Origin of the sequence: Pseudomaricurvus alkylphenolicus, from assembly GCF_011683955.1 — a bacterium.
Taxonomy (GTDB): Bacteria; Pseudomonadota; Gammaproteobacteria; order Pseudomonadales; family Cellvibrionaceae; genus Pseudomaricurvus; species Pseudomaricurvus alkylphenolicus.
Genome location: NZ_JAAQPI010000004.1, coordinates 494,817 through 515,041, shown reverse-complemented (window position 1 = coordinate 515,041; position 20,225 = coordinate 494,817). Strand labels below are relative to the sequence as shown.

Annotated in this window: 15 protein-coding genes; 6 read left to right on the top strand and 9 right to left on the bottom strand. The window is 49.3% G+C overall.

All coding sequences use genetic code 11. The features are described from left to right. Window positions 1-11 precede the first annotated feature (11 nt). The 5 genes from HBA55_RS13890 to HBA55_RS13870 all read right to left on the bottom strand — a co-directional run bounded on the left by HBA55_RS13890 (window position 12) and on the right by HBA55_RS13870 (window position 6,002). On the bottom strand, window positions 12-653 hold the full coding sequence (locus HBA55_RS13890) for an urea amidolyase associated protein UAAP2 (RefSeq protein ID WP_166992171.1): 642 nt from the start codon (window positions 651-653) through the stop codon (window positions 12-14). Window positions 654-699: 46 nt separating this feature from the next. Continuing rightward, complete coding sequence (locus HBA55_RS13885) at window positions 700-1,440, bottom strand: urea amidolyase associated protein UAAP1 (protein ID WP_166992167.1); 741 nt, start codon at window positions 1,438-1,440, stop codon at window positions 700-702. Between the two features lie 70 nt (window positions 1,441-1,510). Next, window positions 1,511-2,965, bottom strand: a complete 1,455-nt coding sequence (locus HBA55_RS13880) for an amidase (protein WP_166992164.1) — start codon at window positions 2,963-2,965, stop codon at window positions 1,511-1,513. A 63-nt stretch (window positions 2,966-3,028) separates the two neighbouring features. After that, a complete protein-coding gene (locus tag HBA55_RS13875) occupies window positions 3,029-4,456 on the bottom strand; it encodes an aldehyde dehydrogenase family protein (RefSeq protein WP_166992161.1) in 1,428 nt (475 codons plus the stop codon). Between the two features lie 28 nt (window positions 4,457-4,484). Next, window positions 4,485-6,002, bottom strand: coding sequence for a class I adenylate-forming enzyme family protein (locus HBA55_RS13870; protein ID WP_206019793.1), 1,518 nt, complete (start codon window positions 6,000-6,002; stop codon window positions 4,485-4,487). Between the two features lie 325 nt (window positions 6,003-6,327). On the opposite strand from HBA55_RS13870, the gene HBA55_RS13865 reads away from it, so the two are divergent. The 5 genes from HBA55_RS13865 (at window position 6,328) to HBA55_RS13845 (ending at window position 14,565) form a co-directional block, all read left to right on the top strand. Beyond that, complete coding sequence (locus HBA55_RS13865) at window positions 6,328-7,527, top strand: aromatic ring-hydroxylating oxygenase subunit alpha (RefSeq protein WP_166992158.1); 1,200 nt, start codon at window positions 6,328-6,330, stop codon at window positions 7,525-7,527. A gap of 69 nt (window positions 7,528-7,596) precedes the next feature. Next, a complete protein-coding gene (locus HBA55_RS13860) occupies window positions 7,597-9,132 on the top strand; it encodes an AMP-binding protein (protein WP_206019792.1) in 1,536 nt (511 codons plus the stop codon). A 60-nt stretch (window positions 9,133-9,192) separates the two neighbouring features. Next, the gene (locus tag HBA55_RS13855; protein WP_166992152.1) at window positions 9,193-10,398 is read left to right on the top strand and encodes a cytochrome P450; all 1,206 of its coding nucleotides are present in this window, start codon (window positions 9,193-9,195) and stop codon (window positions 10,396-10,398) included. Window positions 10,399-10,605: 207 nt separating this feature from the next. Beyond that, window positions 10,606-11,667, top strand: coding sequence for an AraC family transcriptional regulator ligand-binding domain-containing protein (locus tag HBA55_RS13850; protein ID WP_166992149.1), 1,062 nt, complete (start codon window positions 10,606-10,608; stop codon window positions 11,665-11,667). A 627-nt stretch (window positions 11,668-12,294) separates the two neighbouring features. Further along, window positions 12,295-14,565, top strand: a complete 2,271-nt coding sequence (locus tag HBA55_RS13845) for a TonB-dependent receptor (RefSeq protein ID WP_166992147.1) — start codon at window positions 12,295-12,297, stop codon at window positions 14,563-14,565. Window positions 14,566-14,664: 99 nt separating this feature from the next. On the opposite strand, the gene HBA55_RS13840 is transcribed toward HBA55_RS13845, so the two are convergent. The 3 genes from HBA55_RS13840 to HBA55_RS13830 all read right to left on the bottom strand — a co-directional run bounded on the left by HBA55_RS13840 (window position 14,665) and on the right by HBA55_RS13830 (window position 17,706). Beyond that, window positions 14,665-15,336: an SDR family oxidoreductase gene (locus HBA55_RS13840; RefSeq protein WP_166992144.1), complete on the bottom strand. Its 672-nt coding sequence runs from the start codon at window positions 15,334-15,336 to the stop codon at window positions 14,665-14,667. A gap of 164 nt (window positions 15,337-15,500) precedes the next feature. After that, window positions 15,501-16,673, bottom strand: a complete 1,173-nt coding sequence (locus HBA55_RS13835; protein WP_166992141.1) for an amidohydrolase family protein — start codon at window positions 16,671-16,673, stop codon at window positions 15,501-15,503. Window positions 16,674-16,920: 247 nt separating this feature from the next. Continuing rightward, window positions 16,921-17,706, bottom strand: a complete 786-nt coding sequence (locus HBA55_RS13830; protein ID WP_166992138.1) for a glutathione S-transferase N-terminal domain-containing protein — start codon at window positions 17,704-17,706, stop codon at window positions 16,921-16,923. A 559-nt stretch (window positions 17,707-18,265) separates the two neighbouring features. Here HBA55_RS13830 and HBA55_RS13825 point away from each other — a divergent pair. Then, window positions 18,266-18,982 (top strand): substrate-binding periplasmic protein, encoded by a 717-nt coding sequence (locus HBA55_RS13825; protein WP_166992135.1) that lies wholly within the window; start codon window positions 18,266-18,268, stop codon window positions 18,980-18,982. A 134-nt stretch (window positions 18,983-19,116) separates the two neighbouring features. Here HBA55_RS13825 and HBA55_RS13820 read toward each other — a convergent pair whose 3' ends face one another. Beyond that, a complete protein-coding gene (locus HBA55_RS13820) occupies window positions 19,117-20,016 on the bottom strand; it encodes a LysR family transcriptional regulator (RefSeq protein ID WP_166992132.1) in 900 nt (299 codons plus the stop codon). Window positions 20,017-20,225 lie beyond the last annotated feature (209 nt).

Below are 20,225 nucleotides of genomic sequence, written 5' to 3'. Positions count from 1 at the left end.
AGTCTTACCTGTTATTGGTCCCATACCAGCAATTCAATCGGCGTGGGATTGTAGCCATTGCAGGGATTGTTGAGCTGGGGACAATTGGAGATCAACACGATCACATCCATCATTGCTTTCAGCTCCACGTATTTACCAGCGCCGGAAATACCGTCAGCGAAGGTGAGGCCGCCTTCGGCGGTGATGGGCACGTTCATAAAAAAGTTAATGTTGTGAGTGATATCTGCTTTCGTCAGTCCGAACTCCTCGCGCTCCTGAATGGCCAGCATCCAACTATCGCGGCAGGCGTGCATGCAGCGCTTTTCCAGATCGTAACGCACTGTATTGGATTCTGTGGCACAAGCGCCGCCCAGAGTGTCGTGGCGACCGCAGGTATCGGCGACAATTTCCAACATGTTATTGTTTTCGTTGGTTTTCAAAATAGAGTTGACGGTAAGATAGACGTTGCCCTGTTCACGCACGGTGTCCATGGCGCTGTAGCGCTCACTGGGGTCAGCAGCACTGTAAAACAGGGTGTCGGCGGCCTGATTTCCTTCGAGATCAAGGATGCGCAGTACCTGACCTTGCTTGACGGTATGTATGCCATAGTCGCCGGCCTCGATTACCTGACGATGGACAGCGCTGCAAGGGCTTAAGTTGCTGTGAACTATCATGGTCGTATCCTGTAGTGTTCGCTATAAGGGTGGTGGTCTTGCCGGCCTATTGACCCAGGTGATAAAGGGCGTTGTTGGCAAAACCGCGACGATTTTCGTCACAGAGGTTCAGGCATTCATCGTCGGCCTGCAGCGGCGCTGTTGGAGCAAGTGTGATCTGTACTGGAGAGCGAGGGTATTGATCCGCATGATTGAGAGGGTGAGGGCAGGTGTGCAGCACCACTAAGGTGTCCATTTCGAAACGCAGGGTGACTCGGTCTCCGGCCTGGGCCTGGCGACTGAGTTGCAGGTTGCCCTCGTCGTCGGTGCTGATTTCGCTGAAAAAGTTAACGTTAGCCGCCATGTGGCGACGGGTGAGCTCGTACTTGGCCAACTCCACCAAAAAGCTGTCGTAACCGTTCTGTTGCCATTCATTGCGGTCGTTTTGGTAGTCGCGGTTGCCCCAGCACGCTTCGATATGACTGGCGTGGCTGTTGCCACACACGGTGTCGTGCCAGCCAAAGCTGTCTTTGATAATTGAACAGAAAATGCGGCCCATATCGGAATACAGACAGTGGCTACGGGTAAGTTTAAACGTGTGCTGACACTTGAGACTGTCGGGTGCGTTGTACTTTTCGCTCAACTGCGTGGGGTTGTACATCAGCAGGCCAACGTTAGCCCCACCTTCGAGGTCGGTGAGGGTCAGTCCCATGCCGCGGCGTATTACCAGCGACCAATGAGTGCCCGCTGGCAGTGTGGTGGTGTAGCCACCTTCGCCAGCTATGGGATTGGTAAGATTTAAACTCATAATAAATCTCCGTGATTTTACATCTTATTGTTGGAAGCTCTTCAGTTGGCCACTAAACTCGCTTTCCAATTCAAAATCCATCCGGCCTGACATAACCATCGACTTCTCCTGCAAGCAATTTGGCAAAATGAATTAAACGATCCTCACTCCATAGCGGACCGACTACCTGAACGCCTATCGGCAGCCCTTCACTGTTGAGCCCACAGGGAATATGGATTGCCGGGTGCCCACTGGCGTTAAAACACGCCAAAAACGGGAACGCATAATTCAGATAACTAAGCTGCTGTCCCTGATATTCGAGAGGATCGCCTTTGCGACATCGCTTATAGGCGGGACCATAACTGACCGGGCAAATCAAAAGATCGAACGATTCGAAAATTGTCTCCCATTCATCGGTAATTCCCGCACGAAGTCCCATGGTTTCTGAATAACCTAGAAAGCTATCCGAGAAGCCGGTATTCAGGTCTGAATGGAACTTTTTTACGCCTTTTAGTAGACCCTTTTTAATTCCGTGCTTCTGAAGTGGCTTGATAAAGAAGGGCACATTCTGAGACACGATTTGACCGAATAGTCGAAAGAACACAGACAATGATCGTGAATGTAAATCGCCTTCAGACTCGAAGTGTGTCGTGCGGCAACGTAATTCGGTAAGTCGGCTAACAACATCATGAATCACTGACTTGGTGTTCTCACTGGTATCAAAATCTGGCCAGCGGTCAATCCAGGCAATACTGTAGTCTTGCAGTCGTTTGCTTTCTTGTCCGCTCCAATGGATCCTTGGGACATCCCGGTCACCCTTTAGCGGGCCGCGAATAGTGTGCCAAACCAATTCGAGATCTTCCGGACATCTTGCCATCGGACCTGGTTGCATCATATGGGTGACATGGCCCCGATAATCTTCAAGCTTGGGAAAAATACCGTGGCAGGATACAGCACCATCTGTGGGCTTGAGGCCATAGAGACCACAGAAACTGGCGGGATTTCGGATCGATCCTCCAAAGTCTACGCCCAGGTCGATGGGCGCCATCCCACTGGCCAATGCCGCAGAAGAGCCTCCGCCGCTTCCGCCTGGGGAATAATCCAGCTGGTAAGGGTTTTTACCGTCGGGATAAATATCGCCCGACACCTGAAAGTCCGACAACTCCTTCGCAACATTGGTTTTACCCAATATGATGGCGCCAGCTTCTCGAAGTGCTTTTACAACCAGAGCATCTTCCGGGGCAGTCCAATCTTCAAAGATATTGGAATTAACCGTGGTTTTGGTGCCCGACATCCAGAATTGTTCTTTAATCGAAATCGGTACGCCGTGCAGAGCACCCCTTGAGATACCCGCCAATGTTTCCTGATCGCACACCGCTGCTTGTTCTAACGCTTCTTCTTCTAGCAAGAGAACGAAAGCGTTAAGTTTCGGATTGTGCTTGCGAATATGCTCAATATGATCCTTGACGACGGCGGTTGAACTGACCTCTCCGCGTCGTATCGAGTCTGCAATCTCAGTTGCTGACAAGTAAACGTAGTTGCTCATAGGTGGCTCCGGGTTTACAGGTTTAATAGACAATAGTCGAGTGCGCCTGGATACCTGCCTCACCTACGCTTTAAAAAGAGTGATCGTTTGCCAATTGCAATACTCCAGCAATCCGTGGATGGAATTTTCGCAACCCAGTCCGGACTGCTTGTGGCCGCCAAAGGCTTGATGGGGCGAGTATTGATGGACCTCATTCAACCACACGGTGCCGGCTTCCAGCTGCTCACCAATACGCTGGACCACTTCCAAATCCTCGCCCCAGACGGTAGCGCCAAGGCCATAGATAGTGTCATTCGCACGTTCAATAACATCCGCCTCATCAGACCATTTCAACAGCGGCAAAATGGGGCCGAAGGGCTCTTCCGCAACGATTCGAGAGTTTTCAGGAGGGTTATCCACCAGAGTGACGGGAACAAACCAACCGGGTGCATCGCCGTCGATTTCTCCACCCGACGCGAATTTGTAGTCGTTACTCTTACAGTCGGCAAAGTACTCCTTCACTTTTTCATATTGCATCGAGTTCTGAATCGGACCCAAGGTGGTACCCTGGTCTGCGCCATCACCAACTTTTACGTTTTCATTGATAAAACGGACCATTGCATCGCGAACTTCATCATAGATGTCCTCGTGTATGTAGATCCGTTTGGTGGCATTGCAAAATTGAGCATTGTTTTGGAACGCCGACCAGAAGAGCTTCTCGCCAATGGTGTCGAGGTTGACATCGGGCAACACAATGGCAGGATCATTTCCGCCCAACTCCAATGTCACCCGTTTGATGGTTTCCGCCGATGAGCGTGCCACATGACGGCCAGTCTCAGTAGAGCCAGTAAAAGCGATCTTGTTAATATCCGGGTGAGAGGTCATCCATTTACCCAGATCGTCGACTCCAGTCACGCAGCTCAATACGCCCGGTGGCAGTACCTGCTGTGCAAGCTCAACAAACTTAAGATCACACAACGGCGTATAGGGTGAGGGTTTTAGCACTACGGTGCAGCCAGCTACCAATGCCGGGGCAATCTTCCAGACAGCCAGCAACAACGGAAAATTCCAGGGGACGATGGCGCCAACGACGCCCAGCGGCGTAAAGCGGGTTATCACTTTGCGTTGGGCATTGTCTTCCAACACTTCGACTTCCAAGGTCTGGGTGGCAATCTCTTTGAGCCAGGCGGCAGAGCCATATATCTCCCATTCGGCACCGTAACGAGGTTTTCCCTGTTCTCGGGTAAGCAATGCCATAAATGCTTCAGCATTGGATTCCAGCAGTTCACCCAGTGCGGCTACCTTCTGCTGACGTTCGGACAGGGGTAATTTGCTCCAAGCTCGGAACGCACGACGGGCGCTGCTAACTGTTGCGTTCAACTGTTCTTCTGAACAGTCTGGCACGGTTGCAATCTCGGTTTTATTCGCGGGGTTATAGACGGGATGGGTTTTGTCGGTAAACACTGGTTTACCGTCAATAGTCATGGAATAATCAGTATCAAAATTGATCATGTCTGGGTTCCTGGTAGGAGTCTTGTATTCAAGCGTTGAGTTTGTGGAGCTCTCGCCGCATGATTTTTCCAGTGCTGGTTTTGGGAACATCATCCACGAATTGCACCGCACGCGGCACTTTGTAGGCGGCAAGGTGTTCTCTGCAGAAGGTGATAATCTCCTCCTGTGTAGGAGAGCAACCTTCCTTGGCAATGATATAGGCCTTAGCGAGTTCACCTTTCAGTTCGTCAGGGACTGAGCCCACTGCCGCCAGCGCCACGTCGCTGTGAGAAGACAGTACTCGCTCAATCTCTGCAGGGTAGATGTTGTACCCGGCCGTCAGGATCATATCTTTCTTGCGATCAACAATGCTGATGTAACCCTGCTTATCCATCGAGGCCAGATCTCCGGTATGAAGCCAGCCATCTTGATCTATCGTTTCTCTTGTTGCTTGTTCATTGCCGAAGTAGCCGTCCATTACAATGCCACCCCGGATCATCAACTCTCCAACTTCTCCTCGTGGCATTTCTTCTGATGGATTGTCAATGTCTGCGATTCGAGCACTGACATAGGGAATCGGTACTCCGATCGAACCGTGTTTATACTCTCCATTCCATGCGAAGGTTGTGCCGAGTCCACCAAGTTCGGTCATGCCCCACAACTCAATCAGGTTGCAACCAAATAAGTGTTCGACTGCTTTCATTTTTGCAGGCGGCATCGGCTGTCCGCCCACTGTGCAAAGACGTAAGGAAGTCAGATCAAAACTGGCCGCCTGAGGATGATTCAACATAAACATATACATGGTCGGCACACCATCAAAGACAGTTGCGCGATGCTTCTGCATCGACGTCAGCATGACATCGGGGTCGAACACCGGATGAACCACCAGCTTCGCACCGCTCTGAAACATTGCGCTCATCACCACGTTGCCGTAAACGTGGGGGCAGGGAAGGGCTGTTACCGCGACGTCATTGACAGTGCGACCATGCATCAATTTGGTCATGGCAATATTGGTTGCCACAGCGCGATGAGACAGCATTGCACCTTTCGGTTTGCCAGTGGTGCCAGAGGTGTAACAAATGGTGGATAGACTCTCCAGCGGTGGCACTTTGATGTCGTAATGATCACTGCCATTAGAGATCAAATCATCAAATGCAACTGCACCAGCAGGAATGTCGTTACCATAAAGAATCAGGGCTTCGACATCCGTTTCCTGCAACTGCCCAACCAAGGCCGACCCTTTTTCCACGGATGCGATAATGGCTTTAGCGCCACAGTCACCAAGAACATACTTAACTTCTTCTGCCGTCAACATGACGTTAATGGGGTTAACGACCGCTCCCACCTGCAATATCGCGTAGTAGCTGACGATCCATTCAAGGCTGTTGGCACCGTAGAGGGTCACCCGGTCACCTTGCTTTATACCCATTTCAGCCAAGGAATTCGACATTCGGTTTGCTAATCCGGATAGTCTTCGATACGACCAGGACGTTTCCCCGATCACCAAGGCGATCTTCTCTCCGTACTCGGCAGCTGAACTTGAAAGGATCTGCCCTAACGTTTGCATTATTCTATTCTCCCCTGAAGGTCTACAGACATCTTCTGCGGCGTTTTCCACAGATGCTGCGTTACATTGCAGACCGTTTCTTAGATAGTGTTATTGACGGCGTAGTATTCGGACGATGATACGCAGCCAAAACCGTATCGATGATATCCCTAGGCGACATTAGTTTGTCCTGTCGTGTGCAAAATAAAGGCCCTAAACAGTGTGTGTTATTTCGTCATTTGGAGCCAAAATGACGTCTCAGAAGGTCTGAATCCCGGTCTTCCGGTTGAGATAAGATCAATGCCTATCTTTTCCACTGGATTCGACGACTGAGGATGCGAGTGCTATGCAATTAGAGGACCTATTACCTCGTGAAGTGCGTGATACCATCAGGGCACCCATAGAACGGGCACTGACGCTGCCCGCCAAGTGCTATACCGACGATGGCTTTTACCAACTTGAAATTGAGGCTATTTACCAAAAGAATTGGGTGGCTTGTTTGTTCGAGGCCGAAGTTCCTGAGCCCGGCGATGTATTGCCATTCGATATCGGTGAAATGCCATTGCTCGCGGTCAGAGGTATGGACCGCGTGCTTCGGGTGTTTCACAATGTTTGTGCCTACGATGGCTGTGAAATTGCCTTAGAACGAGCAACCAATCAGGAAAAGCTGACGTCGCCCTACCATGGATGGAAGTTTGATCTGGAAGGCAAGCTTATCGAAACGCCTTACTGGGATGGAACGCCCCAGGGCAACTCCGACTTTTTGGCCCACATGGAAGTGGATCTGATAGCGGTATCCTGCGAGACCTATTTAGGAGCCGTGTTTGTCAATCTGTCTGAGCAACATCAGCCATTTTCCGAATACATTGCACCGTTGATCCGGTCATTGGATGAGTATGACCTGGAAAAACTCGGAAGCAGCGTTGTGAATGGAGCGCTGCAAACGGCCGCTTGTTCCGCCAATACCAACTGGAAGACGTTTTTTGAGAACAAGTGCATCAATGTTCTGCATGAAAACTTTGTGCACGCCGCCTATGCGATATCGCAGGAAGTACCAAGGTTGTCCGGTGAAAAGCAGAGAGCATGGAAAGATCTGATTGATGAAAATTATCTGGCGCTGGAGTTTAGAAAGTCAGATTTCTTAAACACCTATCCTCCATTTGGTTTACCACATCTTGGTAAAGAACCGGAGTTGGCCCCGGAGCGCACCATGTTTGGCACGCTCTACCCCAACTTCTATGTGTCAGTCTTTCCGGAATTCATCATGATCGGATTCGCGTTACCGAATGGCCCCGCTCAGACTACCATGCGCTATACATTTCTCACCAACTGTTCAGAAGAAGGCAGCGACCATCATGAACAGGTACAGATGTTGACCGGTATGTTTAACGAAGCGAACGAAGAAGACGGTCGCATCATTGAATCGGTGCAGCGAGCCAGAAAATCGCCTGTCTACCGTCAGCACTTTTACGCACCCTTCTGGGACAAAATGCATCACCATTTTAACAAAATGATACTGAATGATCTTGAGAAGGTTTCAGAATAATAGTGATGAATCAATGGGTCTACTTACTATCAATCAATACCGTTCGAAATGAAACCAGGAGCGCTGAGCATGGATGTATCTAGGGCCACACGCAACACACTTTTTGACGCATTCTCACGATCTGCCGGGAAAAACCCGGAAAATGTCGCATTAGAGTTTTATGCCAGGCAATGGACATATTCGGCCTTGGCTCAAGCGGTAGATAATGTAGCAGAGCACCTAAGAGCTAAGGGAATAGGGCATGGAGATCGTGTTGCTGCATTGGGGATGAATTCCGATGGGTATATGATCCTATGGTTGGCTTGCTGCAAGATCGGTGCTATCCATGTACCGATTAACTATTCGCTCAATGCTGAGGAGGTATGCTTCCTGCTTGAGGACTCCGGTTCATGCGCGTTGTTCCACGATACTTTTCTCCAAAGCACAGTGGACCAATTATCCACAAACAATGACATCGAAGTTATGGGGACTCTGCATGGCGGTAATGTTTTGGACATTATCCATATGGCCAATAGTGGGACGGGTGTCGTTCTTGACGGCTATGATGTGTCGGACGACGATATTGCACAGATTATTTATACCTCTGGAACAACCGGAAACCCAAAGGGCGTTGTACTAACTCATAGAGCGCTATTTATGCAGCACCTCAGTTGCATTATCCACTGTGATATAAAAAGTCAGGATCGACAAATCGCTGCGTTACCGCTCTACCATTGCGCTCAGATGCACTGTTTCGTCATGCCTTACTTGCTCATGGGGGCTTTTACTTATTTAGTGGAAAAGCCAGTCCTGGAGCAGTGTATTGCCTTGTTTAGGCAATATTCCATCAACGCCTTTTTCGCGCCGCCGACGGTGTGGATAAACTTCTTGGCAAGCCCGGCTTTTCGTGATCAGGACCTGAGCCAACTGCAGAAGCTTTACTATGGTGCATCCATTATGCCAGTTCCAGTGATCGACGATTTGTTGACCTTGATGCCGCAAGGAAGGTTATTCAATCTTTATGGACAGACGGAAATTTCGCCACTGGCTACCTGTCTTCAGCATGAAGACCACTTGACAAAGCCCGGTTCTATAGGCCGACCTGTGATCAATGTGGAGACTCGTGTTGTCGATGAGGAATTCAACGATGTGAAGCCTGGGGGCAAAGGGGAAATCGTACATCGTTCGCCTCAACTACTCCAGTGCTATTGGAACAACAAAACGGCGTCCGCCGAGGCGTTCCAGGACGGATGGTTTCGCACTGGGGATCTCGCTACTATCGATGAAGATGGCTATCTGTACATCGTTGACCGTATCAAAGATGTGATCAACACCGGAGGTGTATTGGTTGCCAGCCGGGATGTTGAGGAGGCGCTGCTACGCCATCCCAAGGTGGAAAATGTTGCCGTTATCGCCGTTCCTGACAACAAGTGGATTGAAGCTGTTTGCGCTGTTGTTGTACTGACGCCCGATGCGGATGGAATCGGTGAAGGTGAGCTCAATCAATATGTCGAGGGTCAGTTGGCACCTTACAAGCGCCCCAAACATTATCATTTCGTAGGCTCTTTACCGGTCAATGCATCAGGCAAGGTGCTAAAGCGTGATCTGAGAGAAGTTTACTCATAAAGGTGATTTTCACCACCAAAGGACTTTACGTCGTCAAAAACGAGTTAATAGGAGCAGCCGATGAATCAAACAGCGACCGTTGATCACTTTCCGGTCTTGGATCTTGACCCTTTCTCCACGGAATTTTTACAAGATCCCTATCCCTTTCACGAGCAGTTGCGTGAAGCCGGACCGGTGGTTTGGTTGAGCAAGTATCGCGTTTGGGCGATGGCTCGCTACGAGCAGGTTCATGCAACGTTAAAAGATTGGGAAACCTACTGCTCCAGTGCTGGTGGTGGGCTGGCCAATTTTAACAAAGAGGAACCCTGGCGGCCGCCCAGTATAATTTTGGAAGCCGATCCACCGCTACATAACCGAACCCGTAGTGTGTTGCAGAGAATTCTCACTCGCACGGCCATTGAAAAGCTGCGAGCTGGCTTTGAACTGGAGGCAGAGAAGTTGGTCGAGTCAGTATTGGCCCGTGGACACATCGACGGTGTGATGGACCTGGCGGAGGTGTTTCCACTTAGGGTCTTCCCGGATGCCGTGGGTTTGACCAAAGAGGGGCGAGAAAACCTACTGCCCTATGCCAATATGACCTTCAATGCCTTTGGACCCCGCAACGAACTGTTTGAGGCGGCGTTTGCGGAAGCAGAAACGGTATCAAGCTGGATCATGGAGCAGTGCAAACGGGAATCCTTGACGGCCGATGGACTTGGAGCCCAGGTGTTTGCAGCGGCTGATGCCGGTGAGGTTACCGAAAAAGAAGCCGGAATGCTGGTTCGGTCTCTGTTAACGGCCGGTTTGGACACCACCGTTCACGGTATCACCAGTGCCCTCTACAGTTTTGCCTGTTTCCCGCAACAGTGGCAGAAATTGCGAGAACAGCCGAAGATGCTACGGCCGGCGTTTGAAGAAGTGGTGCGTTTTCAGTCGCCAGTGCAGACATTCTTTCGCACCACCACTAGAGAGGTCCAAGTCGGAGAAACCCTGTTGCAAAAGGATCAGAAAGTACTGCTGTTTCTTGCCGCGGCCAATCGAGACCCGAGAAAATGGGATAACCCGGATACGTTTGACATCACTCGTCGCGCGATAGGCCATGTGGGTTTTGGCGCTGGGATACATGTCTGCGTGGGTCAAATGGTGGCTCGGTTAGAAGCGGAATCCGTGCTGACGGCGCTGCTCAGAAAGGTCGATCGGTTGGAGTTGGTGGGGGAGCCGCAACGCCGATTGAATAACACGCTGCGTGGTCTATCGAGCCTACCTTTGTTATTGCATAAGGCCTAGAGGTACCAAAATCAATAATATGTATAGTGAGCCAAAGGTCGAGAATGGTGATCTTCAGATGGCAGGTTAGGGGGATAATCTGCCTTTCTCCAGCTAGCGAAAGCTCAGGGATGGACCTATACTCTGACTCATGGTGTGGATATCTGACCTAACTCCTAGCCATGATCGTTAACTACTACTGATAACCTATTCAGATTTGGTATTCCAGTGAGTCAAAAGCCCTTGCTCTCTCTCGCCGACGACGGCAATCACTCAATGATCAGACGTTCTCAGTTTGTCATACTCATTCATATATTCATTAGTCAGGGAGCCAATCTGGACGCCGTTCTAGAAAAATATTCCTTTGATCTGGATGATCTTAGCTCGATTCCCAGCTATGTCCCCTTCGCCGTCGAGTTGGAGATCATGGAGGAAGCTTGGAAAGAAAGTATAGATCCCTACGTTGTATACAGGCACTCGGTGGCCCCCGATCTCCATCGCTACGGGCCGGTTTACTCGCTGGTACAGGCTGCTTCAACCTTGAGGGCGGGTCTGGGTGCACTGATTCAATATGAAAACCTCTATATCACCTATTTCGATATCCAGCTGCATATTATCGACCAATGGGCGTATCTGAGTTTTCAAATTAATAATGCCGACCTGAAACCCCACAGGCAGTTCAATGAGTTTATTACCAGTAGTTATACGAACCTGATTCGGGGTGCAGCGGGGGTTGATTGGGTTCCTGAAGAAGTCTATTTCTCACATCAACAACCCGAAGAATTGAAACCCAGCGAGGACTTCTTTGGATCACCGGTATATTACGGCGCACAAACGAACTTGATTGTATTCGATGCCAAGACGTTGGATGTGGCAATGCCCAACAGCAATCACATTATTTTCAGTATTGCCAAAGAGGATCTGGAGCAAGGGATTAATGATTGCTGCCGGGGAAACCGCTTTACCAATCAGGTGGCCTCTGCGATTCTGGATTTTTACCATAACCAGGAGCCGGAAGATCCAAAGCTGCCCATCACACGGGTAGCGGAAATGTTACATTCGAACACCAAAAACCTGCAGAGAAAGTTACTGGCGAACAAAGTTTCCTACTCCGGTCTATTGTCCTACTGCCGGTTTCTATTGGCGATACACTATTTGATACACACGGAACAAACGGTTACGACAATTTCTGACCGGTTGGGCTATACGGAACGAAGCTCGTTTGAACGGGCATTCAGGCGGTCAACCTTGCTCACACCCAGCCAATTTCGGAAGACCCACTGTATTTGAATGATCGAACCAACCGGCTATCTCTCCAGGCTACGGCGTTCTCCTTTCCAATTCATCTGTTGCAGATTAGAGCGAATATTCAGGGCTAGAGGGCACCTCATCCCCTGGTTATTCAGTTCTGCAGATCCAAGCTTGGCGATAGGTCATCTGATACCAGAATTTGGTCCCCTAGGGATCACATCAGACCTATTCCGAGTTGATACACTCTATGTAAGTTCTTATCCCTCGTCCACGCTTAGCCTTCGCAAGGCAACACAGTGTCATTGGTTTCGATGGAAGAGGTTCCAACGCAATTTAAATCAGAGGAGGGTACAGCAGCATTACTCCCGGATAATCGTACATTCAGTGAGCAAGGGATACGCTAAACTGAATTAAATGGGAATGATAGCGGCAACCAGTGAAGATAGGTCCCGTCAACTATATATAAATCTGCTACAGCGGACCTGATGTTCTTAGAGTATTCTGGCCTAAGTGGGAATTGGGCCTTCTAAGACAGAACGAAGTCTCGAAAGCGGGCTTGACCATATGCGTGGTCGGGTCTTATACAGGGAGTGTTAGAGACCCCAGTCAGATTTCGCACCTGGCAAAGAGAGAATAAAAACTACTAATTACTGTGAGGTCTATATAATGAGTCAATTCGGCATCAAACGTTTTATCGGTACGTCTGCCAGCATACTTTCCTGTGCACTGACAACCAATATGGCGAGCGCCCAGTCCAGCGATACGGATGATCTTTTCGCCCTGGAAGAGATAGTAGTCACAGCTTCGAAGCGCGAAACTAATCTTCAGGATGTTTCCATTTCTGTGTCCGCCTTTTCAGGAGAGATGATTGAGGACATGGGGTTCAACAATGTTAACGACATCTTTGCACAAACCCCCAACGTTAAAATTTCGGGAGCAAGCTTCACGGGTAAGCTGACCATCAGGGGTAACTCGACGCTCAACGACTCCCTGGCGGGCGAAGGCAACGTGGCGCTTTACTTCGACGAGGTGTATCGCCCGACGGCACATTACAATGGCAGTCAATTGCTCGACGTTGAACGTATTGAGGTGCTCCGCGGGCCTCAGGGAACGCTATTTGGCCGCAATAGTACATCCGGTTTAGTGCATAATATTTCCCGTAAGCCCACCTCTGAATTCGAAGGTTATCTGACGGCCGAGCTTGGTAAATACGATACCCAGAAGTTTGAAGGGGCGCTCAGTGGCGAGTTGACGGAAGGTATTCGTGGGAGAATCGCCGCAAGTTTCTACGAAAACGATGGTTTTCAGGATAACATTGGCCCCACCGGTGGCAAATTTGGCGTTATCGATCAATGGGCAGCCAGGGCGCACCTCGAATTTGATGTGACCGAAGATGTGACTGTGTTGCTTACCTACGACAAGTCCAACGAGGACGATGTACTCAGAGGTTTCAATCTCTGGGGGCTTCTTGATCCCGTGACCTTTGAGCAATGTTCTGTTGATCGCGTACGCAGCGGTCTGTGCACCAACTTCTCGGGTGTACAGAATACGGGTACTTCCACCGTCATCGCCACGGATCAGGATGTCGATGCAGGAGATGCGCGCTCCACTCTTGAAACTGACCTCGTGATCGTCAAAGCCACTTGGGACATCAACGATAATCTTGAATTGATTTCCATCAGCGCACTGGACAAGCAGGAGCGCTACTTTAATCCTGATGAAGATGCCAGCGTTGGCGGTGTTCTCGGTGGCTTCTTTCAGTTTAATGATCATTATGGTTCGGACACCGAGCAGTTTACCCAGGAATTCCGCCTTTCGGGTGAGAATAACGGTATTCAATGGGTGAGTGGGCTCTATTATTACGATGATGAAAGAGAGACTTTTACATCGGTAGACGACCTGCAAACCCGAGCGCCTGACACCGAAACCTTTATTGATGCCCAGTCCTGGGCGCTTTTTGGGCAGGTGGATTACCCGCTTGGCGAAACCTGGTCATTGATTGTGGGTGCACGCTATACCGACGATGAAAAAGAAGTGGTTGGTATCACCGGTGATCTCAGCACGCCATTCGACTTAACAGATGAGGTTTCAAACACACGGGCGGTCTCCAATACCGAGTTCGATTATAAGGTAACGTTGCAGTGGAGCGAGGACGACCATCTGGTTTACGGCTCTGTTGCAAGCGGTTTTCGCAGCGGCAATTTTAATACAGAGTTCCTGTTTGGTGATATTGATGCACTGACTTCGGTCGATAGCGAGGAGGTGATCTCTTTCGAATTAGGCTTCAAGACGACGACCTGGGCAGGAAGGGCTCGTATTAACGGCGCCGTCTTTTATTCCGACGTCACAGATAAACAGGGTATTGTTTATACTGGAGAGGATTCACCCAGCGGTGTCCTGCTCAACGTGGGGGACGCAGAGATATATGGCGCGGAGCTGGAAGTCAACTTGGCGTTGACCCAAAACCTTGAACTGATTCTTGGCGCTGGTTATCTTGGCAGCGAAGTGAGTGCGGACCCGTCCAACGGTTACCGTTCCAACTTTGGCCAGGGTGCCAATGCGGGATTTGGTGACTACTTCACATTAGACGGGTCGGAATTGCCGGCGCCTGAATGGAGCTTTAACACCGTGATCCGCTACCACATCGACATGGCAGAAGCAGGCACGCTGACTTTGCAGCTGGACGCATCCTATGAAGATGAAACCACGGGCCTTGGTGATAACCCCTTCAGCTACACCGAAGACCACACTCTGGTTAATGCGCGTATGCTTTGGGAGTCAGCCGATGGCCGCTGGGAAGCCCAAGCCTATGTCAACAATGCCACAGAGGAAAAGTATATCTCGGCTTTGACACCCGTTGCTCCAGGGTTTGATTACCTGCTGGGTAATTATAATGACCCTCTGCTGTGGGGTGTAAAGCTGGGCGTCAATTTCTAAAGCCTGGTGCTAAGTGAGCACTGGCGGAGGTGCGTTTTTTAGAGCGCACCTTAACCAGTGCTCGCTATTCCAATTCTATACGGCGCTGGGTCGACACCCTCAAGATAATCCTCGCACAGGAATCAACGCACCGTGGATTCCATTGGCTTCTTCCGACACCAGAAAACACATCACATGAGCTAACTGCGTTGGCGTTACCCACTCTTCGTAGTTCGCCTCGGGCATGGCGACCCTATTCGCTGGAGTGTCGATAACACTGGGCAATATCGCATTGACATTGATCCCCTTGTGCTTAACCTCTTCAGACAAACTCTGAGTCATATTCATCACCACGCTCTTGGAGGCGCAGTAGGCCGACATATTCGCATTGCCGGACAAGGCGCCAAACGCCCCAACATTAACCACAGCACCTCTTCCCTGAGCCAGCATCTTAGGCACCGCCGCAGCAATGGCATTTCTGGCGGTAGTGACATTAATGGAGAACATCTTGTCCCAGCCATTTTGCGTCAACTCGTAAAGGGTGGGTCCCATGTCAAAGCCACCGGCGACATTGATCAAACCATCGATGGCATCTAGCGGAGCGAAAACCTCCTTAATCGCATCTGTGTCCGTTAGATCCACGCTGTAAGTATTTTCAGCCTGTAACTCTTCAGGGAAGGTCAGATCCAGCTGAATAACGTCAGCACCTTGCTCCTGTGCCACACGCACAACTTCTCGTCCCAAGCCACCCGCAGCGCCGGTAATCACCAAGGTTTTGTTTTGTAAACTCATCGCTAAAGTACCCATTTCATTCTATCAATAATTAGTTGTAAGTCAGCAGGAAGTATGAGGCCTCCAACAATCAGTAGGCCATTATGAGGGAATAAAAATATTTCCAGACGAGCATAACGGTGCACCCCGCTGGGGATGCACCGTTACTTCTGGGAAGGCGAAATTTAGGCGGTCAACGATAGAAGATCGGCGTTGGTCCCGCGGAGGAATTTACGCGCGGACGACTCCTCAACCCCGTCCAGAAACTTAAGGAATGCATCCGGCTCCGTAGGGCCCTCAGGATGTGGAAAGTCCGAACCCAAAACAATTCGGTCATCACCGACCAGCTTAATGGCTTCGCCGATATCGTCGGTCGACATTGTCGTATGGTAGACGTGCTGCTTAAATGTCTCCAGAGAGCTGAACGGGTGGTCATGCTCCTCCTCGAGTTTGCGCATGAAGTACGGCAGCCAACTGGTGGAGTTTTCGACGCTGAGCACCCGTAGATTCGGATGGCGCTGAAAAAGACCTCTAAAGATAATGTTGCCCAGGAAATCCATAATCGGACGGTCCTGAATGGCGAGGAACCTTTGGAAGCGCGTCCACTCAACGACGGAAGGAGTGGGGTCTTCTCCCCAGGCTGCTCCTTGGCCAACGTAATGGTATGCGCTCATCCCAATATGCACGACAACAGTGACCTTGGCCTCATTGACACGGGCCCAGAATGGATCGAAGTAGGGATCTGCTGGGGATTGACGTTGGGCATTCGGGCGCGGGGTAATCAATATGACTCGAGCTCCTCGACTCAGAACGTATTCCAGTTCCTCGATCGCTCGATCCCGATCTTCCAATGCCAGTAGTGGCGCACCGAAAATACGATTCTGATAGTCGAATCCCCACTCTTCTTCTACGTATCGGTTGTAACCTCTAAGGTAGTTGTAGAAGGTCTCATTATCCCCTTGCTCGGCCAATTGATCTTCAGGAAGTAACCCCAGTGATCCATAGAAAATTCCAGCCTCCACATTCTGGGCATCCATCGCTTTGAGTCGGGCGTCACGATCAGTCCACTCCGGAGTTTCCATGGGTAAGGATCCGTGAGTGTCGTGTACTTCATGGTCAAACCTTCCTGTCGTGAATACCTCCAGATGTGACCCTGGCGCCATAGGGTGATCCAAAAACATTTGAGGTGACGAAAACATTGGCTTGTCCCCCACGAAGAGGCGGCGCTCATTATCTATCGTCTCTATTCTGAAACCCTTTTCTATGGTCTTCTTATCGAAATAGGAAAAAAACCGGTCGACGGGTTCGTAAAAATGATTGTCCGCATCTATATAACGGTACTCTGGTCGTTCGATCATAGTATCTCCTGGGCCTGACCTTTTGTCACATTATTAAAAACAATTCAATAGTACCCCGGTTCCCAGCAACGAGAGACAACACTTGGGGTCGATTTTTTGTCATGCATTGTTGACTTAGGTGTGTAACCTGGTGTTAGAACGATACCTGTAAAGTGAGGCGGAATTCGTAAAATCCTTGCGAAACTTTCTCCGTGTCAATTAGCTCTCTGGCAATACGAGCAGTAAAGCATCATGGAGTTATTTTCTTTTAGCGCGTTTGGCTGGTGTCCAGTGCGATAAACTCAGGCGCACCGGGATAAATCGGCTGGAAGTTGAATCCGACACGTTCGGACTCTACTCTAGCCACCCAATCTCGAATTTTTGTTGAGTTTAGGAAATCTGGGGTACCTGGCAATGAAGGCGCTGCACATGCATAGATCTGAGCATAGGTTGATATATCTGCGATAGTCAGGCGTTCATGCCCTCCCATAAATGGTCCATCGCCTATGTGTTTTTCAAGCTGACCAATTACGGCTGAATTCATCGTCGCCAGACTGGGGTAATGATTGACTTTAGCGGCAGATTTGGTCAGAAATTCAGCTCTCCTGAGCGCATAGCCCCAGAATAGGTACATCCATTTTGGCACCTTAGCCGTGGTCTTGTTCATTGTTGAAGCGAGCTTTATACCGGTAATGATCCAATTCCAAAAGTTTTCACCGTCTATGAGATGGCGAAAGAAGACCGGAATGAGTGTTTCGGTTACCCAATTATCCAGGGCTTCAACGCACTCATATCGGTCGCTCGAATGGTCGGTCAGTGAGATGTCAGTATAGATTTCATCTAACCAGTGGATCAGTGGTGTGGAATCAAGTCGCCATTCTTCTGCAACTTTTAGAACGGGAACCACTGTCTGCCCGGTAAAACTCAGCTCTGGAAATTCGGGAGGAGATACGCAGACCATATCAAATGGTATTCGTTTGTGGATAAGCGCCCAAAATACCTTTAGTCCGTAGGGACTCAATGCATGCGTATAGAGTGTCACGTTATTATTCACACAATATTCTTCCTAATTGTTTTCAGCCGTATGATCGGTGTTTAAGCCGTGCGGTTTTCAGACGACTTATTCTGATTTGTGATTGATCCTCTTAAGGATCACAATAAATAGTAATCGGTGGTGTTTGCGATTTTCTTCGGTAATCCCCTCAGGAAAACGGTAGCTCAACCGAAGCTTGGTCCTACCTTGACACCCCGCCACAGGATATCAAGAATCTCGATTGATAATCGTGAAACACCCGATTCCGTCGCAGACTTAGACTTAGTTTGTATGAGGCCACTGCAGAAAAATACATTTCTACAGGACTTCTTTTTGTCCTCAAAAGCCCAAGGTGGTCTTGGTCCAAACAATTTCCCAAATACTTGCTTACAAAGAAGACCAATACCACTGCACCGTCCTGCAAAAGAACTATAATTGTTATTGAAGATAGGAGCGCCGGGGATGACGAGGATTGATCAGCGGTATGCTGCCTATAGAGGATATACGTAACTATATGGATTCCCTGTTCGATAGATAAGGGCAATATACAAAGTTGCCTGCTTTTAAGGAAATCAGCGATATGAAATTCACTGGTGCTGCTGTTTTTTCCATTCTTGCGTGCGTGCTTACAATGCGATCATATGCCGACAAAACGCTTACTTTTTCAGCTGTTGAAGGGTCTATTAATTGTCTTGTATCCGAAAGGGTTTTGAAAGAAGCATACAAGCGCCTTCAAATCGATATAAAAATAAGGAAGCTTCCTGCCGCTCGCGCTCTGCATGAATCCAATATCGGCGTCTATGATGGCGAACTCTACCGCATACGCGGAGTGAACAAAGAATATCCGAATCTGGTTCCCATTACAGTGCCCATCAATGTCATGGAAGGAGTGGTTTTTACGGAAGATATTCACTTCAGTGTGAATGGCTGGGAGAGTTTAAAGCCATTTAGGCTTGGCATACAGCGTGGAGCTAAGTTCGTTGATAGGGGATCTTTGGTAACTGAGAGAGATAATATCCAAGTGGTCAACACCTATGCGCAACTTTTTAAAATGCTCAAAGGAGGAAGAATTGAAGTTGTCGTAGCCTCTCGACTGAGTGGTCTGAATGCAATGCAAGCCAATGGAATTACCGGGATTACAATGCTTGGCCGACCCTTAGAACGTTACGACCTTTATCACTATCTCCATAAGAAAAACAAGCATCTGGTCGATGATTTAAGCTCCGTATTAATGGACATGGATAAAGAAGGGTTAATAAAGAGAATCAGGCGTGAGTTTATTCGCGAACGGTTCTGATTTAAAAATGTTGTATTTCCATATAGAAACCCTTTCCTATAGGAAGCTGTTTAGTTCGTGATGGAACCTTACTGATTAGATAACGCTGACTCAGGATAAAACCCACGAAAGGTATCACCAAGTGATACTGGGCTTTACAAGAGCTGCTTGATTTGTTCGACGAAATCGGATGCCGGTTGAGACATAATGGTGTTTTCCCTCTGAATGACATAGATAGGCCAGTGCATAGGTTCCGTATCCACCGTGATGACATGGAGCGCTGACAGAGTATGTTCAAAACAACTGGAGTGGTATGGGACTGCTGCCAGGTAAGAGCCATGCTCCAATAGTGAAAAGGTGATCTGACGGTTGGCGATGGTCAGCGCGCTGTGGGGTATTCGTGCACCGACTCGGCGAAATGCTGCACGTATTAGCTGATAGGGAAGACCACCGTGGCCAGGCAACAGCCAGTCGTACTGCTCCAACTGCTTAAAGTTGGGGTGTTGCATCTGCAATGCGGGATGGCCTTCACTGGCGACAAAGATCACCTCAATTTCCATCAGCTTTTCGTAGCTGACACCTAAGAGTTCTTCGTTCTCATTGAGAACTGTAAACAGCAGGTCATACTCGCCGTTAAGCAGTGCTGTGATCTTGTTCTTTGGATCGTCTTCAAGCAGACCCGCCAGTTCTACGTGGGTATCGGGGTGGGTGGTTTTGAACAGATTGATGGCCTGTGGAATCAGCTTAGGCAACAGTGCCGGAGAACAATTAAATTTGAGGCTGTTCTTTTGGTGTTGGCTCATCAGGCTGATTTCTTCTCGCGCTCTCTGCAGCTCCGCTTTCGCCGCTTTGGCCCGTCTCAGTAAGATGGTTCCATTTTGATTTAAGGCCAGCCGATTACGAGAGCGATCAAACAGAGGCGCACCGAGATCTTCTTCCAGATTACTGATGCTCTTGGTTATCGCGGGTTGCGACACACAGAGCAGTTCTGCAGCACCAGCCACACCACTGCCTTCGGCGATGGCAATGAAAGCTTCTAATTGATTGAATTTCATGGCTTTATCTCCAATCGGCAAGGTCGCCACGGGGCCGTGGCTAAAACCAGTAATCTGAAAATTCTATTCGAGTATAACCTCAGGTTTAACAGGCATCAAAAGATACGAATGTGATTATTTTGAGATCGATCCACTGTAGATACAGATAGTTTCAGATTGAAGTATTGCAAGGGAGCCTTGGCCAGTTTTTATGGGCATAACATTCTGGG

Bases quoted from the DNA above. Each gene is read 5' to 3' on its own strand.
- HBA55_RS13820 (WP_166992132.1), bottom strand. From the start codon at position 20,016: ATGAAATTCAATCAATTAGAAGCTTTCATTGCCATCGCCGAAGGCAGT.
- HBA55_RS13885 (WP_166992167.1), bottom strand. From the start codon at position 1,440: ATGAGTTTAAATCTTACCAATCCCATAGCTGGCGAAGGTGGCTACACC.
- HBA55_RS13880 (WP_166992164.1), bottom strand. From the start codon at position 2,965: ATGAGCAACTACGTTTACTTGTCAGCAACTGAGATTGCAGACTCGATA.
- HBA55_RS13860 (WP_206019792.1), top strand. From the start codon at position 7,597: ATGGATGTATCTAGGGCCACACGCAACACACTTTTTGACGCATTCTCA.
- HBA55_RS13875 (WP_166992161.1), bottom strand. From the start codon at position 4,456: ATGATCAATTTTGATACTGATTATTCCATGACTATTGACGGTAAACCA.
- HBA55_RS13825 (WP_166992135.1), top strand. From the start codon at position 18,266: ATGAAATTCACTGGTGCTGCTGTTTTTTCCATTCTTGCGTGCGTGCTT.
- HBA55_RS13845 (WP_166992147.1), top strand. From the start codon at position 12,295: ATGAGTCAATTCGGCATCAAACGTTTTATCGGTACGTCTGCCAGCATA.
- HBA55_RS13855 (WP_166992152.1), top strand. From the start codon at position 9,193: ATGAATCAAACAGCGACCGTTGATCACTTTCCGGTCTTGGATCTTGAC.
- HBA55_RS13870 (WP_206019793.1), bottom strand. From the start codon at position 6,002: ATGCAAACGTTAGGGCAGATCCTTTCAAGTTCAGCTGCCGAGTACGGA.
- HBA55_RS13840 (WP_166992144.1), bottom strand. From the start codon at position 15,336: ATGAGTTTACAAAACAAAACCTTGGTGATTACCGGCGCTGCGGGTGGC.
- HBA55_RS13890 (WP_166992171.1), bottom strand. From the start codon at position 653: ATGATAGTTCACAGCAACTTAAGCCCTTGCAGCGCTGTCCATCGTCAG.
- HBA55_RS13835 (WP_166992141.1), bottom strand. From the start codon at position 16,673: ATGATCGAACGACCAGAGTACCGTTATATAGATGCGGACAATCATTTT.
- HBA55_RS13865 (WP_166992158.1), top strand. From the start codon at position 6,328: ATGCAATTAGAGGACCTATTACCTCGTGAAGTGCGTGATACCATCAGG.